Source organism: Pseudomonas sp. ANT_H4, from assembly GCF_008369295.1.
In the GTDB taxonomy this organism is placed as follows: Bacteria; Pseudomonadota; Gammaproteobacteria; order Pseudomonadales; family Pseudomonadaceae; genus Aquipseudomonas.
Genome location: NZ_VOBG01000007.1, coordinates 185,075 through 200,185, shown reverse-complemented (window position 1 = coordinate 200,185; position 15,111 = coordinate 185,075). Strand labels below are relative to the sequence as shown.

Below are 15,111 nucleotides of genomic sequence, written 5' to 3'. Positions count from 1 at the left end.
TGTATCTCCGTATATATGGGCGCACGGTACCGGGTAGGTGGCGCACCAGACGCAGCTGCGGGGTAGAGCGGCTGCGCTAAATTTCTGGTTTTAAAAACCTAGCAAGGATTATTCCTGAATTGACGAAATACACCAGCGGCATTGGTCGGTTGGGCCAGGACCTTGAAACCGACAGGTGTAAGGCGTTAAATGGGATCCAACTTTTTTCCTGGTGTTTGTGTTCACTGATGCCTGTAATCACTGCTCTTCAACTTGAAACTGCGCATGGCGGCACATCCAATGGGGATGAGCTGTTCCCGATTCGCGAAGTAGCGAGATTGACAGGAATCAACCCGGTCACGCTGCGGGCGTGGGAGCGACGCTACGGCCTGATTCAGCCGGTGCGCACCGAAAGCGGGCATCGGTTGTATTCCCGGGACGATATTGAGACCGTCCATCGTATTCTCGATTGGATTGAGCGCGGCGTCGCGGTCAGTAAGGTGGGCAAGATTCTCGCTCGCGGCGATGGGCCAGACCTGTCACCGCGCAACGTCCGGGAAGACGCCGAATATCACGAGTGGACTCAGTGGCAACTGCAACTGCAGCAGGCCATCGGCGCTTTTGATGATCGGCAGTTGGACCGTCTGTACGGGCAGATCTTTGCCGCTTACCCCACGCCAGTGGTGTTTCAGGACATCCTGATGCCGCTCTGGCACCAGCTGTTGCGCCATCAGGGCCGTTTTGGCCAGGCTAGCGAGTGGCTGTTTTTCGACAGTTTCTTGCGTGCCCGGACCTGGCAGCGCCTGCAACTGGCATGTGCCTCCCAAGCGCCGCGGATATTGCTGGCCGTCATTGCTGGTGAATGCCGTGAACTGGAGTTGCTCGTAGCCGGTGTATTGATGGGCGGTGACGAGTTGGCTGTTCGCGTACTGAGCATGGGCCAGCCATTTGATGAGTTGACGCTGATCTGTGAAAAGACCCGGCCGCAAGCCTTGGTGGTGTTTTCCAACCATTCGCCGACCAGCGAATTGCCGCGACGTTTGAGTCGGTTGGCATTGACCCTCAATTGCCCGTTGCTGTTGGCCGGCGATGCCTCGGACCTGGCCGAGCACTACTTGGCCGGTTCGTCCATCGGCTGCCTGGGTAATGAAGGGCGATTGATGCAGCGGCGCTTGCAGCAGTTTCTCGGCGGGACGCTGGATACCTGAGATCAGGCGTGAACTTCAGGGTGGGCGAGGCGGTGTTGTTGCAGGATGAACTGGCGCAGGCGTTCGGTTTCGTCTACGTCTCCCTGGCTTAAGCGGTAGGCGAACAAGCCCTGGGCGTTTTCTCGCTCAAAGGTGCCACGCAGGGCAATACGCTCGTAGCCCGAAGGGCTGAACCACAAAGAAAAGGTTTTCGGCGGTTTGCTCCGGCCTCGGGCTTCCACCAGCACCCCTTTGAACGACACCTCATGAACAAGTAGCACGCCGGGCTGGCCCTTGATGTTCTCCAGGGCCACCGGCTCCTCAAGCAGCAACCGCCACGGCCGAATCATCGGCCCGTCTTCGAAAATGCTCGGCACGCCCAAGCGCAGGTGGACGGCATTAAACTCGTCTTCCACCAGTTGCAGCGGAAAGGTCATTTGCTGGTTATCGAATTGTGCCTGGATGGTGACGTGTTCATGGGCCGCCAGGCGGGTGAGCAGATCACGAATCTGCGCACCGCCATTGACCATCAGGCTCGACGACGCGTCCCGCACATTCAATTGCGGGTTATGGTGCATGGTCTGGATAAAATCCAGCTCGTCCTGCGTCAATAGCGCGTCGCGTTGCATTGATCGGGCTCAAGGAAATGCATGGAAAAATCGATTATCGCTCTAATGACCGCATTTTCTAAATTTTGTTAGATCCGCTCGTCGCTTTGAGTGCGAAAAGTTCGGCTGTAACGGCGGCCAGTTGGCTTTCCAGTTGCGCGACACGCTGCTGAGCCTTGACTTGAGCCGTGATGTCTTTTTGCACACCGACGAAGTAAGTCTGTTTATCGGCTTGGTTGTAAACCGTTGATAACGACAGCTCATTCCAGAAATGCGTGCCGTCCTTGCGGTAATTACGCAGGATTGCCCGGCAGGCGCCTTCGGTGTCCAGCGCTTCGCGAATGGCTATCAGTGAGGGCTGGTCACGATCGCCCGATTGCAGGAAGCGGCAGTCCTGGTAGAGGATTTCTTCGCGGGTGTAGCCGGTCAAGCGTTCGAAGGCGGGGTTTACATAAATCAATGGTTTGTCTTTGCCTTCCTTTTCGGCGATGACGATGCCGTCGTTGGAGGCGTTGATGACCATTTGCATCAATTGGGCGTTAATCATTGAGCGGTCCATGGCTTGTTTTTGGAGTGTGCAGTTTAAGACACGCCAACGGCCTGTCTACTTGCCATCATTGAATAGTAGGCGGCATTCACTGAAACGTTCGCGCCAGCTGTTAATATCCCAGGCTTTTACTCAGCTACAGGATCAGTTTGATGAAAGTCGCCATCCTTTCCGGCTCGGTGTACGGCACGGCTGAAGAAGTCGCCCGCCACGCTGCAACACTCCTTAATGCAGCCGGTTTCGACGCCTGGCACAACCCTCGGGCGACCCTGGCGGACATCCAGGGCTTTGCCCCCGAGGCTTTTTTGGCCGTTACCTCCACCACCGGCATGGGCGAGTTGCCGGACAACTTGCAGCCGTTGTATTCGACCATCCGCGACCAATTGCCGGCAGCCTGGCGTGGTTTGCCTGGCGCGGTGATCGGCCTGGGCGACTCCAGCTACGGCGATACCTTTTGCGGCGGTGGCGAGCAAATGCGCGAGTTGTTTGGCGAGTTGGGCGTGCGCGAAGTGCTGCCGATGTTGCGTTTGGACGCCAGCGAAAGTGTGACCCCGGAAACTGACGCCGAACCGTGGCTGGCCGAGCTGGTTACTGCACTGCGCGGCTGATCGGGTACTCGCGCAGCAATGCCAGCCAGGCCTGGGCAGCTTTCGACAGATAAGCGCCCTCACGCCAGATAAAGGCGATGTCCCAGCGCAGGTACTCCGGGGCCTTGAGCGTCAGGCGTACCACGCCGGGGCGCACCAGGCCCCGGGCCACCACGCTGGGCAGCAACACCACGCCCTGGCCGGCGGCCACCAGCGCCGCGAGAAAATCCGCCTGGCCGCTGCGTCCGCTTTCCTTCGGTGTAAAGCCCACCTGCTGACAGGCTTGCAGCAATCGGTCGTTCAAGACAAAGCTGCGCTGGTACATCAGGAACGGCGTGTCCGCCAATTCCTCCAGGCGGATCTGCGCGTTATCCGCCAGGGGATGGTCCATCGGCAACAAAGCATCCAGCGGCTCATCGCAGAACGCTTGCCAGGCAAAGGCCGGGTTGGTGGGCATCAAGCTGCCGCCTACTTCCAGTTCGCCATTGAGGATCGCCTGCTCAATGTTGCGGCTGCCGCCTTCAAGCAACTGGATGGTCACATTGGGATAGCGCCGTCGGTATTCGGCAAACAGGCGGGCGAACAGAATGTCACCGCCCAGTTGCGGCAAGCCCATGCGCAATTCGCCGCGGGTCATCTGATTCAAATCGTCCAGTTCACTGAGCAACTCGTTTTGCAGGCGCAACATCGCTTCGGCCCGTTGCAACACCACTTGGCCGGCGGCGGTCAGGCGTACCTGCGAGCCCATGCGATCGAGCAGCGGCGTGCCGAGGCTCTGTTCCAACTGCGCCACCTGCTTGCTGACGGCAGATTGGCTGATGTGCAGGGTTTTTCCCGCCTGGGTAAAACCACCTCGATGAACCACTTCGACAAAGCTGCGCAGCTGTTTGAATTCCATTGCCATGATTCCAGTTTGGAATAGTTTGCAGTCTAACAATTCGCTTTGGGGATGTCAGGCGACTCTTTAAAATGAGTGCTTGCGAGGACTCAAAGCTCATGAAAAGTTTCACCTTCAAACACCTTGGCCGGTTGCTGGTTGAACTGGTGGTACTGCTGGCGATTTACCTGCTGGGCTGTCAACTGGCGGTGTGGCTGGCGTGGCCAATTCCCGGCGGCGTGATCGGCCTGGGCCTGTTGTTACTGGTATTCGCCAGCGGCCTGATCAAGCCGGCGGCCCTGCAATTGGGCGCTGGCGTGTTGATTGCGGAAATGCTGCTGTTCTTTATTCCGGCCCTGATGAGCCTGCTCGACTACGGTGGCCTGCTGCGCCATGACGGTTGGCGGATCATGCTGGTGATCGGCTTCAGTACCCTGATGGTCATGCTGGTAACGGCCTTCACCGTAGAGGTGGTATGCCGCTGGAAACTGCGCCATGAAGCTTGAGCTGATGCCGATGTTCTGGTTGGCCCTGACGTTGGCCGCCTATGTGTTCAGCCGCTGGATCTACCGGCGCACCGGGCGCTACTTGTTGTCGCCGCTGATTCTGGTGCCGGCGCTGTTGCTGGCGGTGGCTGTGCCGCTGAACACCGCTTATGCCGAATACTCCACCGACACCCACTGGCTGATGTTGGTGCTGGGCCCGGTCACCGTGGCCTTTGCCATTCCGATCTGGCAACAACGCCAGTTGCTGATGCGCCATTGGCCGGCGTTGTTGCTGGGGATGCTGGCGGGCAGTGTGGCTTCCATCGGCACCTCGTTCGGGCTGGCCAAGGCGTTGGCATTGGACAGTTCGGTAACCCTGTCGCTGGTGCCGCGCTCGATCACCACGCCGTTTGCCATGCCCATGGCCCATGACCTGGGCGGCGTGCCAGAACTGACGGCGGTATTCGTGATGTTCACCGGCGTATTTGGTGCCATGCTCGGCGGGGTGCTGCTCAAGTGGCTGCCGTTGCGCAGTGCCCTGGCTCGGGGCGCCTTGTTTGGTGTCGGGGCGCATGGGGCGGGCGTCAGTCGTGCCCATGAAGTGGGCAGTGAGGAAGGTTCGGTGGCGGGCCTGGTCATGGTCTTGACGGGTTTGCTCAACCTGTTCGCCGCACCTTTATTGGTGTCGCTTCTCTGACACGCATTGAACAAAATCGAACTATCCTGATGGCTGACTCGCTCGGTCATCAAGCTGGCTGCCAATGCAACTACCGCAACCGTGACCTCTGACTAGACTGGCCTTTCACCCGAAAGCCCTTCGCCTAGAAAACAATAAGAAAACCACACCATCGAGGTCATTGCCGTGAGCCTAGCCCCCGTTCAATCGACACAGAGTGTAAAAGATCAGGTCAGCGCCGCCGAATGGCAGACCCGTATCGACCTGGCAGCCTGTTATCGCCTGGTGGCCATGCATGGCTGGGATGACCTGATTTTCACCCATATCTCGGCCAAAGTGCCGGGCACCGAAGACTTCCTCATCAACCCGTTCGGGCTGATGTTTCACGAGATCACCGCATCGAGCCTGGTCAAGGTCGATCAGGCCGGCAACAAGCGGATGGACAGCCCCTACGAGATCAATCCGGCGGGCTACACCATTCACAGTGCGGTACACCAAGTGCGGCATGACGTGGTCTGCGTGCTGCATACCCACACCGCTGCCGGTGTTGCCGTGTCCGCCCAAAAGCAAGGCGTGCTGCCCATCAGCCAACAGTCGTTGTTCGTACTGTCCAGCCTGGCCTATCACGCTTATGAAGGCGTGGCGCTGAACCACGAGGAAAAGGCTCGCTTGCAGGCCGACCTCGCAGAGAACAACTTCCTGATGCTGCACAACCATGGCCTGCTGACCTGCGGCGGTACCATCGCTGATACGTTCCTGATGATGTTCACCTTCCAGCGTGCCTGCGACATCCAGGTGCTGGCGCAGAACGGAGGCGCCGAGTTGATCGCCATCGAGCCGCAGGTTCTTGCCGGCGCCAAGGCGATGATCGCCGGGGTCACCAAGAGTGCCCAAGGCATGGGTGGCACGCTGGCCTGGCCGGCGCTGCTGCGCAAACTGGACAAACAAGACCCTGGATACAAACTCTGATGCCACTGGCCGAGATTCCTCTGAGTGCCTGGCGCAAGCGTGGGCAGAGCTTTGTCTTTCGCGGCCAGACCATTCGTTACTGGGTGGCCGGGCAGGGCGAGCCGTTGCTACTGATCCATGGCTTCCCCACGGCCAGTTGGGATTGGCACTACCTCTGGCAGCCCCTGGCCCAGCGCAATCTGGTGATCGCCTGCGACATGCTGGGCTTCGGCGATTCGGCCAAGCCCCTGGACCACACCTATTGCCTGTTGGAACAGGCTGATTTGCAGCAGGCGCTGCTGGAACATCTTCGGGTGCCGCAGCCTGTCCACGTAATGGCCCATGACTACGGCGATAGCGTCGCCCAGGAGCTGCTTGCCCGGCATTACGAGGGGCGCTTGCAGATGGCCAGTTGTGTGTTTCTTAACGGAGGGTTGTTCCCTGAGACCCATCGCCCGGCCTTGGTGCAGAAACTGCTGCTCAGCCCCTTGGGCTGGATGATCGGTCGTGCCTTTGGCCGCAACGCCCTGGCCAATAGTTTCATGCAGATATTCGGCTCTGACACCCGTCCCAGCGAAAGTGCCCTGGACGATTTCTGGAGTCTGATCGAAAGCCACTACGGCCCGCGCATCCTGCACAAACTGATCGCCTACATCCCCCAGCGACGCCAGCAGCGCGAACGCTGGGTGGCGGCCATGCAGCGTGGCGAGGTGCCGTTGCGGGTCATTGATGGTGAAGTGGACCCTATTTCCGGCGCCCACATGGTCGAACGCTATCGTGAGCTGGTGCCGCAGGCCGATGCAGTGTTGCTGGCCAACATCGGTCACTACCCGCAGATCGAAGCACCAGTTCAGGTGCTCAAGCATTACCTGTCGTTTCGCGAGCGTATTGCGCAAGCGCCGCCTCGGGTGGCCTATTCCTGACAATCATCCCCCAGCCTTATTGCGCACCATTCAGCCTTAGCCGTATTTATTGTGACCAGAAGCCCGGTGCCTGACACTCCACCCATCGTCCACTATTGCCGCTGGAGTTCTGTATGAGTGAGCCTGTGCATTTGCAAGATAAGGTTGTGATCGTCACTGGTGCCGGCGGCGGGTTGGGCCGGGCCCATGCGCTGTTATTCGCCAAGCACGGGGCCAAGGTTCTGGTCAACGATCTGGGCGGCTCGGCCCAGGGCGAAGGCGCCAATGCTTCGGCGGCAGACCGTGTGGTGGCCGAGATTCGCGAGGCTGGCGGGATTGCCGAAGCCAACCACGACTCGGTCACCGATGGCGACAAGATCGTGCAGAACGCTCTCGACGTTTTTGGTCGTGTCGATGTGGTGGTGAACAACGCCGGGATCTTGCGAGACAAGACCTTCCATAAAATGGACGACAGCGACTGGGACCTGGTTTACCGGGTGCATGTCGAAGGTGCCTACAAAGTCACCCGCGCTGCTTGGCCCCATATGCGCGAGCAAGGTTATGGTCGGGTGATCTTCACCGCGTCGACCTCCGGGATCTACGGCAACTTTGGCCAATCCAACTACGGCATGGCCAAGCTCGGCTTGTACGGCCTGACCCGCACCCTGGCCCTGGAAGGGCGCAAGAACAACATCCTGGTCAATGCCATCGCGCCGACCGGCGGCACGCGCATGACCGAAGGCTTGATCCCGCCGCAAGTCTTCGAGCGTCTCAAGCCGGAGCTGGTCAGCCCGTTGGTGGTGTACCTGGGCAGCGAGGCCTGTCAGGAAACCTCCGGGCTGTTTGAGGTGGGGGGCGGCTGGATTGGCAAAACCCGTTGGGAGCGCAGCCTGGGCATGGGATTCGATCCCGAGGCTGGTTTTTCCCCGGACGATGTGGCGGCCCATTGGCAGCAAATTTGCGACTTCGAAGGCGCGGCCCATCCCAGGGACACTATAGAGGCGTTGAAGGAGATGATGGCGAACCTGCAGAAGTACGCCCTGTGATCGTTACATGAAAAACATTTAATCCAGCGGGGCGCCTACAGTGCCCCGTTTTATTTCATGCATAAAAAAGGCCGCTGCAAAGGCAGCGGCCGAAGTAAGACGTTGGATCAAGGAGCAACAAATCAACGTCAGTAAACACGGGTAACAGACTGAAAGTAGAGGTCAATCTGTTGGATTCTGGCTTTTCTCCCCATTTGGGAAGCGGGTTGTTTACCCTGAAAGTCCAGCAAGAATAGTCCCTTGTAACAGAATGAAAAACACTGATTCAGGACAAGGACTGTTACCAATTCAGTAACAGTCGTCTTAATACTCATCCATCCTCTTGATAGCGCTTCATCCATCCCGTCCATATCCCCGCTAAGACCCAACCCAGAGCGCCAATTAATCCTTTCGAGCGACAACGCGAATACCTCCTTGGTGCGCTTATCGCTCCTGATGTTGGGCAGTAGGGTGGGGCCTTCTGTTACACCACCGGGGAAGACGCATGACAAGAACAACAATGCGCGCCATCTTCAGGCCACAGGCGCTGGCTGCTGCGGTTGCTTTGGGATGCTGCGCGCAGGCGCAGGCTGTTTCGTTCAACATCGGGGAGATCGAAGGGCAATTCGACTCCTCACTCTCGGTAGGCGCCAGTTGGGGCATGCGCGATGCCGACAGCAAACTGATCGGTATTCCCAATGGCGGCAGTGGCCAGGCGTCGACCGGGGATGACGGTCGGCAGAACTTCAAGAAGGGCGAAACCTTCTCCAAGATCTTCAAGGGCCTGCACGACCTGGAGCTCAAGTACGGCGACACCGGCGTGTTTGTGCGTGGCAAGTACTGGTACGACTTCGAGCTCAAGGACGAAGACCGCGAGTTCAAACAGATCAGCGACCACAATCGCAAGGAAGGCGCCAAATCCAGCGGTGCGCAGATCCTCGATGCCTTCGTCTACCACAACTATTCCCTGGGCGATCTGCCAGGCACCGTGCGCGCCGGCAAGCAGGTGGTCAGTTGGGGTGAAAGTACCTTCATCGGCAACTCCATCAACAGCATCAACCCTATCGACGTATCGGCCTTCCGCCGGCCTGGCGCCGAGATCAAGGAAGGGCTGATTCCGGTGAACATGTTGTTCGCCTCCCAGGGCCTGACCAACCAACTGACGGTGGAAGGTTTCTACCAGTTGGAGTGGGACCAGACGGTGCTGGATAACTGCGGCACCTTCTTTGGTGGTGACGTGGCGGCCGACGGCTGCACCAACAACTACACCGTCGGTAGCCCGGCGATCCGGCCGCTGCAACCGGTGGCCGCGGCGTTCGGCCAGGGCTTTGATGTGACCAATGAGGGTGTGGTTGTCCATCGTGCCGGCGACCGTGATGCGCGGGACTCCGGGCAGTTCGGCGCAGCTCTGCGCTGGTTGGGGGACGACACTGAGTACGGCCTGTACTTCATGAACTACCACAGCCGTACGCCAACCGTTGGCACCCTTACTGCCAACACCAACCTGGCGACGATCAATCGCATCCGCGACACCGCCAACGCCATCGCCCCTGGCACCGGCTTCGGCCTGGCCCAAAGCACCATGCTCGGGCGTGGCCAGTATTATCTTGATTACCCGGAAGACATCCGCCTGTACGGCGCGAGTTTCGCCACCACCTTGCCCACCGGTACGGCCTGGACCGGGGAAATCAGCTACCGCCCCAATGCACCGGTGCAACTCAACACCACGGACCTGACCCTGGCCCTGGTCAATCCGATTGTCGGTGGCGCCGCGTCACCGATCCAGAGCTCATTTGGCTCGGACAATACCGGCTACCGGCGCAAGGAAGTCACCCAGTTCCAGACCTCCATGACCCAGTTCTTCGACCAGATCCTGGGCGCTGAACGCCTGACTTTGGTCGGCGAAGCGGCCATCGTGCGGGTCGGCGGGCTGGAGTCGAAAACCAAACTGCGTTATGGCCGCGATTCGGTGTATGGCCAATATGGTTTTGGCGGCGATACCGACGGTTTTGTCACCTCCACCTCCTGGGGTTATCGCGCCCGGGCAATCCTTGAGTACAACAACGTGATCGCCGGGATCAACTTCAAGCCCAACTTGTCCTGGTCCCACGACGTCAAGGGTTACGGCCCCAACGGCCTGTTCAACGAGGGCTCCAAGGCTATCAGCGTCGGTGTCGATGCGGACTACCGCAACACCTACACCGCGAACCTGAGCTACACCGATTTTTTTGGCGGTGACTACAACACCCTGACTGACCGCGACTTCCTCGCGCTGAGCTTCGGCGTGAACTTCTGATTCGCAATAAGAAGGACAACAACCATGCGTAAGACGATTTTGCAGTGCGGCGTGTTGGCGCTGAGCCTGTTGGCGGCCAACGTGATGGCGGCAGTGTCGCCGGAAGAAGCGGCCAAGTTGGGCACCACCCTGACCCCGGTGGGTGCCGAGAAGGCTGGTAACGCCGATGGATCGATTCCGGCCTGGACCGGCGGTATCCCGAAAAACGCCGGCGCGGTGGACAGCAAAGGCTTCCTGGCGGACCCGTTCGCCAGTGAAAAACCCCTGTTCGTGATTACCGCGGCCACCGTCGACAAGTACAAGGACAAGTTGTCCGAGGGACAGGTAGCGATGTTCAAACGCTACCCGCAAACCTACAAAATTCCGGTCTACCCGACCCACCGTACGGTCAACCTGCCAGCGGACATCTACGAGTCGATCAAGCGCAGCGCGCTGAACGTCAAGTCGATCAACGACGGCAATGGCCTGGAGAACTTCACCGGCAATCGCTACTACGCCTTCCCGATTCCCAAGACCGGCGTTGAGGTGCTGTGGAACCACATCACCCGTTACCACGGCGGCAACCTCAAACGCATCATCACCCAGGCCACGCCGCAGACTAACGGCAGCTACACGGCGATCCGCTTCGAAGAAGAAGTGGCGGTGCCGCAGTTGATCCCGGACATGGACCCGGTCAAGGGCGCCAACGTGTTGAGTTTCTTCAAGCAGTCGGTCACGGCACCCGCGCGCCTGGCGGGCAACGTGCTGCTGGTGCATGAAACCCTCGACCAGGTGAAGGAGCCGCGTCTGGCCTGGATCTACAACGCCGGCCAGCGTCGGGTGCGTCGTGCGCCGCAAGTGTCCTACGACGGGCCGGGTACTGCTTCCGATGGCCTGCGCACCACCGACAACTTCGATATGTTCTCCGGCGCGCCAGACCGCTATGACTGGAAGCTGGTGGGCAAGAAGGAGGTGTACATCCCCTACAACAGCTACAAGCTCGACTCGCCGTCCCTCAAGTACGACGACATCATCCAGGCCGGGCACATCAACCAGGACCTGACCCGCTACGAGCTGCACCGGGTCTGGGAAGTGGTTGGCACCGTCAAGCCGAGCGAGCGGCACATCTATGCCAAGCGCCACATGTACATCGACGAAGACAGCTGGCAGGTCGCGCTGGTGGATCACTATGACGGTCGTGGCCAACTGTGGCGCGTTGCCGAAGGCCATGCGCAGTTCTACTACGACCACCAGGTGCCGGCCTACACCGTCGAGACCCTGTACGACATCATCGCCGGCCGCTACATCGCCCTGGGGATGAAAAATGAGGAGAAAAGCAGCTTCGTGTTCGGCTTTGCGGCCAAGGCGGCGGACTACACCCCGGCGGCGTTGCGCGCCTCAGGTGTTCGCTAATATTTAGTTGAAATGCAATCGAAATGTGGGAGCCGGGCTTGTCGGGTCCCACCTTTAGACGTCGTGCCGGGACTTCTTTGAATCCCGGTTTTTTTATGCCCGGCAATCAGCCCGCTGAATACTCCTTCAACAACCGCCGACCACAGGACTAGGGTAGGGGCACGCCGCCTAATAATAAAAAACAGGGATGCCGTAATGACTGCCATGACCCGGTGCCTGGATCGTCCTGGATTCATGCCACGCTTGTCTGCCCATCACCTGTTGCGCCCACGCCTGGCCGGGCCTTTGCTTACGGCAGCGGCGCGGGTGAAATTGCTCTGTGCACCGGCCGGCAGTGGCAAGAGCGCGCTGCTCGCCGAATGCGCGCTACAGGCGCCTTCGAGCTGCCAAGTGTATTGGCTGCCTCTCAATGGAGTGGTCCTCGACACCCTCGACTTTTGCCAGCGCCTGGCGCAAAGCCTTGGCTTGGCCTTTACCGATGAAGCCACGCTGCTGCTGGATCTGGGCCGCTGGCAAACCTCGGCGTGGCTGTTTCTCGATGACTTTTGCCGGGTGCCGTCGCCTGAGTTGGATGCCTTGCTCGACCGCGCTCTGGCGGCCAGCAGCCCGGCCCTGACCTGGTGGCTGGGCGCACGGCGGCGGCCGTCCTGCAACTGGCCGCGACTGCTGCTTGATGATGACCTGTGGGAGTGCGGGGGTGAGGAACTGGCCTTCAATCACGAGGACGTCCAGCAACTGATCAGCCATCACTCCCATGCCGGGCAGACTGCCGACAAGGTGCTGCAATTCAGCGCCGGCTGGTGCGCCGGAGTGCGTATCGCCCTGCTTGAGGGTGATGGTCACGCGGACAGAGGCGCTTGGCATGGCCGTTCGCAAACCTTGCTCGACTACCTGCAACACGAGTTGTTCAGCACCTTGCCCGCGGAACTGGCCGAAGCCTGGCGCGTGCTGGCACACCTGCCACGGTTCAATCCGGGGTTGTGTGAACACCTGTTCGGTTTTGGTGAGGGTGCAGAATATTTGCGCGATTTGCAGACCCTCGGCGCCTTTATCGAGCCGTGGGAGGATTCGCCGGACTGGCTGCAGGTCTTCCCGCCCCTGGCGCAACTGTTGCGGGACGAAGCCTGGCCGGCCAAACGCTCCTGGCACCGACGGGCCTGTCAGTGGTTTACCCTCGCAGAGGACTGGCAAGCGGCGTTCGAACAGGCGCTGTTGGCCGAGGAGTACGAAGTCGCCGTCAGCCTGTTGCAGCATTTCAGTTTTGAAGACCTGTTCCGCCAGCAAAACGCGGTGCTGCTGTTGCGCCTGCATGAGCAGCATGGCGATGAACTGATGCTGGGATCTGCGCAGTTGGTGGGGCTGGTGACGGCAGCGTTGCTGTTTGCTGGACGCTTTGATCAGGCTGCGTTATGCATTGATCAATTGGCCCGCTTCACCCCGCAACCCACGGCGCCGTTGCAGCGTCATCTGCTGGCTCGCTGGCAGGCGCAGTGGGGCTGGCTGTTGCATTTGGGCGGAGAGGCCGTACGCGCCCGCGAGCATTTTCTTGAGGCCCTGCAAGATTTGCCGGACAGCGCCTGGACGTCGCGGCTGATGTGCCTGTCGGGCCTGACTCAACAAGCCTTGCTGCGGGGTGAGCTGGACGTGGCCCAGACACTGAACCGTGAGGCGCTGTGCCTGGCGCGAGCTCATGGTTCGCTGTTGCTGGAGGCTTTGCTGGAGCTGGATCATGCGCAGTTGCTGGAGCAGCGCGGCGCGCCGTATCGGGCTCAGAGCCTGCTGGAGAATGTCCAGGCGATGCTGGTCCGGCAGCGGCTCAAGGCCGGGCCATTGGTGGGGCGAATCGCCCTGCGGCGAGGGCATCTCGCCTTGCGCCAAGGTCAAGATACCGTGGCCGCCGAGTGCTTTGAGTCGGGCCTGGGCATGTGCCTGCACAGCCAGGACAAACGTGTGCTGTATGGGTTTCTCGGGCTCGCCTTGTTGGCGGCCAACAAGGGCGATTACGACCAAGCCTTTATTCAGCTGCGGGACGCCGAGCGCCTGATGCAAACACGGCAGGTGCCCGACACGGTGTACCGGGCGGTTCTGTTGTTGCTCAGCGGGCATTTCTGGTTGCAACAGGGGCGCGCCGAACTGACCCTGGAGGCCGTCAGCCGCGTGCTGCGTCACTATCGCGGGCCGAAGGCGAAACAGGCACCGCCGGCCACCCTGGAGCTGATCCCTCGCCTGGAATATTTGCAGGTGCTTGCCGAAGTGAAATTGCGCCGCGCCGACGAACCGCTGGCCCGGCTCAACGCCTTACTGGACACCGCCCGGCAACGGGGCATGCTCTGCCTGGAAGCGGAATTGCACCTGGTATTGGGGGAAGTGGCCTGGCAAGTGGGTGATCGGCCGTTGGCCGTGCGCTCACTGCAAGCGGGGCTGGAACTGGCAGGGCGTTGCCGGGTGCAACAGGCGATTCGCGAGTTGCGGTTGCGTCAGCCGGGGTTGTTGAGTGAATTGGGGCTCGAACCCCAGGAAATGTTGACGGCCGCTGGCGAAAATCCCCTTAGCCATCGTGAGCTGGAAGTGCTGCAGCTGATCGCATTGGGCAGCTCCAACCTGGAAATTGCTGATCAATTGTTCATTTCGCTGCACACGGTGAAAACCCATGCGCGGCGGATTCACAGCAAGCTTGGCGTGGAGCGCCGCACGCAAGCGGTGGCGAAGGCCAAGACACTGGGGTTGATGGCTTAAGGCTGATACCCCATCCGCCAACTCACCGCCTGGGTTGCTGCCAGCAAGCGCTTGGCTGCTGGCCCGTCCTCATCGGCGTGAAACAGCGAAGTCGGCCCTACGACTGTCAACACTGCCGCCACTTGCCCGACGGCGTTAAACACCGGTGCCGATAGCGCATCGACCCCCGGCATCAGCAAGCCGTGGACAAAGTGCAGGCCGCGCTGGCGAATCTGTTCACAGGCCGTGGCGTATGCCTGATCGTCCGCTAATGTATGGGCGATCCCGGCCTCTATCTCCCGCTGGCGCAAGTCCACGGTTTCCCGCGACGGCAGAAAGGCGCTGAACACCAATCCTGTGGAGGAACTGAGCAGCGGCAGCACCGAACCCAATTGCGTCACCACCGTCACGGCGCGCACCGCCGGCTCGATATGCACCACGGTTGCGCCCTGGTTGCCCCACACCGCGAGAAAGCAGGTTTCGTTCAATTCGTCCCGCAGTTCCGCCAGGGGCAGGGCGGCGACTTTCAGTACATCCATGCTACCCAGGGCGGCCAACCCGACGCGCAAGGCTTCGCGGCCCAGGCCGTAATGGTTGGTGGCGGTGTTCTGTTCGGCAAAGCCCGAGGCAATCAGCGCCTGTAAGTAGCGGTGGACCTTGCTCGCCGGCATCTGCACATGTTCGGCCAGGCGCGACAGCGAGGTGGCCGGCGACAGTTCGGCCAGGGCCTTGAGGATGTCGGTGCCGACCTCGGCCGAGCGGACTTTCTGTTTACCGGTGTCGCGGGTAGCGCGCGGCTTTTCCATGGAGGGCATGAATCCGAAAGACGAATGGGCGTCTTTATAGCTTGACGGTCAATACCAATCAAATTACGTTATGCGTAATTG

Annotated in this window: 14 protein-coding genes; 10 read left to right on the top strand and 4 right to left on the bottom strand. The window is 60.1% G+C overall.

The genetic code is table 11. The annotated features are described in order from the left end of the window. Positions 1-227: 227 nt before the first annotated feature. Positions 228-1,187, top strand: coding sequence for a MerR family transcriptional regulator (locus FQ182_RS11695; RefSeq protein ID WP_149411713.1), 960 nt, complete (start codon positions 228-230; stop codon positions 1,185-1,187). 2 nt (positions 1,188-1,189) lie between these two features. Here FQ182_RS11695 and FQ182_RS11690 read toward each other — a convergent pair whose 3' ends face one another. Next, positions 1,190-1,795: a hypothetical protein gene (locus tag FQ182_RS11690; RefSeq protein ID WP_149411712.1), complete on the bottom strand. Its 606-nt coding sequence runs from the start codon at positions 1,793-1,795 to the stop codon at positions 1,190-1,192. 58 nt (positions 1,796-1,853) lie between these two features. Next, positions 1,854-2,321 carry a PAS domain-containing protein gene (locus tag FQ182_RS11685; protein ID WP_149411711.1) on the bottom strand — a complete coding sequence of 156 codons (468 nt, stop codon included), beginning with the start codon at positions 2,319-2,321 and terminating at the stop codon, positions 1,854-1,856. 152 nt (positions 2,322-2,473) lie between these two features. Between FQ182_RS11685 and FQ182_RS11680 the strand changes: the two genes are divergently transcribed. Continuing rightward, positions 2,474-2,929, top strand: coding sequence for a flavodoxin (locus FQ182_RS11680; RefSeq protein WP_133101994.1), 456 nt, complete (start codon positions 2,474-2,476; stop codon positions 2,927-2,929). Here FQ182_RS11680 and FQ182_RS11675 read toward each other — a convergent pair. Continuing rightward, positions 2,910-3,806 carry a LysR family transcriptional regulator gene (locus FQ182_RS11675; protein ID WP_149411710.1) on the bottom strand — a complete coding sequence of 299 codons (897 nt, stop codon included), beginning with the start codon at positions 3,804-3,806 and terminating at the stop codon, positions 2,910-2,912. The genes FQ182_RS11680 and FQ182_RS11675 overlap by 20 nt on opposite strands. A gap of 98 nt (positions 3,807-3,904) precedes the next feature. On the opposite strand from FQ182_RS11675, the gene FQ182_RS11670 reads away from it, so the two are divergent. The 8 genes from FQ182_RS11670 (at position 3,905) to FQ182_RS11635 (ending at position 14,245) form a co-directional block, all read left to right on the top strand. After that, complete coding sequence (locus tag FQ182_RS11670; protein WP_149411709.1) at positions 3,905-4,291, top strand: CidA/LrgA family protein; 387 nt, start codon at positions 3,905-3,907, stop codon at positions 4,289-4,291. Further along, positions 4,281-4,967 (top strand): LrgB family protein, encoded by a 687-nt coding sequence (locus FQ182_RS11665; protein WP_133101997.1) that lies wholly within the window; start codon positions 4,281-4,283, stop codon positions 4,965-4,967. The genes FQ182_RS11670 and FQ182_RS11665 overlap by 11 nt, the downstream gene beginning before the upstream one ends. 165 nt (positions 4,968-5,132) lie before the next feature. After that, positions 5,133-5,915, top strand: a complete 783-nt coding sequence (locus FQ182_RS11660; protein WP_149411708.1) for a class II aldolase/adducin family protein — start codon at positions 5,133-5,135, stop codon at positions 5,913-5,915. Continuing rightward, positions 5,915-6,817, top strand: coding sequence for an alpha/beta fold hydrolase (locus FQ182_RS11655; RefSeq protein WP_149411707.1), 903 nt, complete (start codon positions 5,915-5,917; stop codon positions 6,815-6,817). Before FQ182_RS11660 ends, FQ182_RS11655 begins: the two co-directional genes overlap by 1 nt. A gap of 113 nt (positions 6,818-6,930) precedes the next feature. Continuing rightward, on the top strand, positions 6,931-7,842 hold the full coding sequence (locus FQ182_RS11650; protein WP_149411706.1) for an SDR family oxidoreductase: 912 nt from the start codon (positions 6,931-6,933) through the stop codon (positions 7,840-7,842). Between the two features lie 484 nt (positions 7,843-8,326). Continuing rightward, positions 8,327-10,117, top strand: coding sequence for a DUF1302 domain-containing protein (locus FQ182_RS11645; RefSeq protein ID WP_149411705.1), 1,791 nt, complete (start codon positions 8,327-8,329; stop codon positions 10,115-10,117). Positions 10,118-10,141: 24 nt separating this feature from the next. Next, the gene (locus FQ182_RS11640) at positions 10,142-11,509 is read left to right on the top strand and encodes a DUF1329 domain-containing protein (protein WP_133102002.1); all 1,368 of its coding nucleotides are present in this window, start codon (positions 10,142-10,144) and stop codon (positions 11,507-11,509) included. A 195-nt stretch (positions 11,510-11,704) separates the two neighbouring features. After that, the gene (locus FQ182_RS11635; protein WP_149411704.1) at positions 11,705-14,245 is read left to right on the top strand and encodes a LuxR C-terminal-related transcriptional regulator; all 2,541 of its coding nucleotides are present in this window, start codon (positions 11,705-11,707) and stop codon (positions 14,243-14,245) included. Here FQ182_RS11635 and FQ182_RS11630 read toward each other — a convergent pair. Beyond that, positions 14,242-15,030, bottom strand: a complete 789-nt coding sequence (locus FQ182_RS11630; RefSeq protein ID WP_149411703.1) for an IclR family transcriptional regulator — start codon at positions 15,028-15,030, stop codon at positions 14,242-14,244. The two genes, FQ182_RS11635 and FQ182_RS11630, sit on opposite strands and share 4 nt — an antisense overlap. Positions 15,031-15,111 lie beyond the last annotated feature (81 nt).

Bases quoted from the DNA above. Each gene is read 5' to 3' on its own strand.
- FQ182_RS11695 (WP_149411713.1), top strand. From the start codon at position 228: ATGCCTGTAATCACTGCTCTTCAACTTGAAACTGCGCATGGCGGCACA.
- FQ182_RS11690 (WP_149411712.1), bottom strand. From the start codon at position 1,795: ATGCAACGCGACGCGCTATTGACGCAGGACGAGCTGGATTTTATCCAG.
- FQ182_RS11685 (WP_149411711.1), bottom strand. From the start codon at position 2,321: ATGATTAACGCCCAATTGATGCAAATGGTCATCAACGCCTCCAACGAC.
- FQ182_RS11680 (WP_133101994.1), top strand. From the start codon at position 2,474: ATGAAAGTCGCCATCCTTTCCGGCTCGGTGTACGGCACGGCTGAAGAA.
- FQ182_RS11675 (WP_149411710.1), bottom strand. From the start codon at position 3,806: ATGGAATTCAAACAGCTGCGCAGCTTTGTCGAAGTGGTTCATCGAGGT.
- FQ182_RS11670 (WP_149411709.1), top strand. From the start codon at position 3,905: ATGAAAAGTTTCACCTTCAAACACCTTGGCCGGTTGCTGGTTGAACTG.
- FQ182_RS11665 (WP_133101997.1), top strand. From the start codon at position 4,281: ATGAAGCTTGAGCTGATGCCGATGTTCTGGTTGGCCCTGACGTTGGCC.
- FQ182_RS11655 (WP_149411707.1), top strand. From the start codon at position 5,915: ATGCCACTGGCCGAGATTCCTCTGAGTGCCTGGCGCAAGCGTGGGCAG.
- FQ182_RS11650 (WP_149411706.1), top strand. From the start codon at position 6,931: ATGAGTGAGCCTGTGCATTTGCAAGATAAGGTTGTGATCGTCACTGGT.
- FQ182_RS11645 (WP_149411705.1), top strand. From the start codon at position 8,327: ATGACAAGAACAACAATGCGCGCCATCTTCAGGCCACAGGCGCTGGCT.
- FQ182_RS11640 (WP_133102002.1), top strand. From the start codon at position 10,142: ATGCGTAAGACGATTTTGCAGTGCGGCGTGTTGGCGCTGAGCCTGTTG.
- FQ182_RS11635 (WP_149411704.1), top strand. From the start codon at position 11,705: ATGACTGCCATGACCCGGTGCCTGGATCGTCCTGGATTCATGCCACGC.
- FQ182_RS11630 (WP_149411703.1), bottom strand. From the start codon at position 15,030: ATGGAAAAGCCGCGCGCTACCCGCGACACCGGTAAACAGAAAGTCCGC.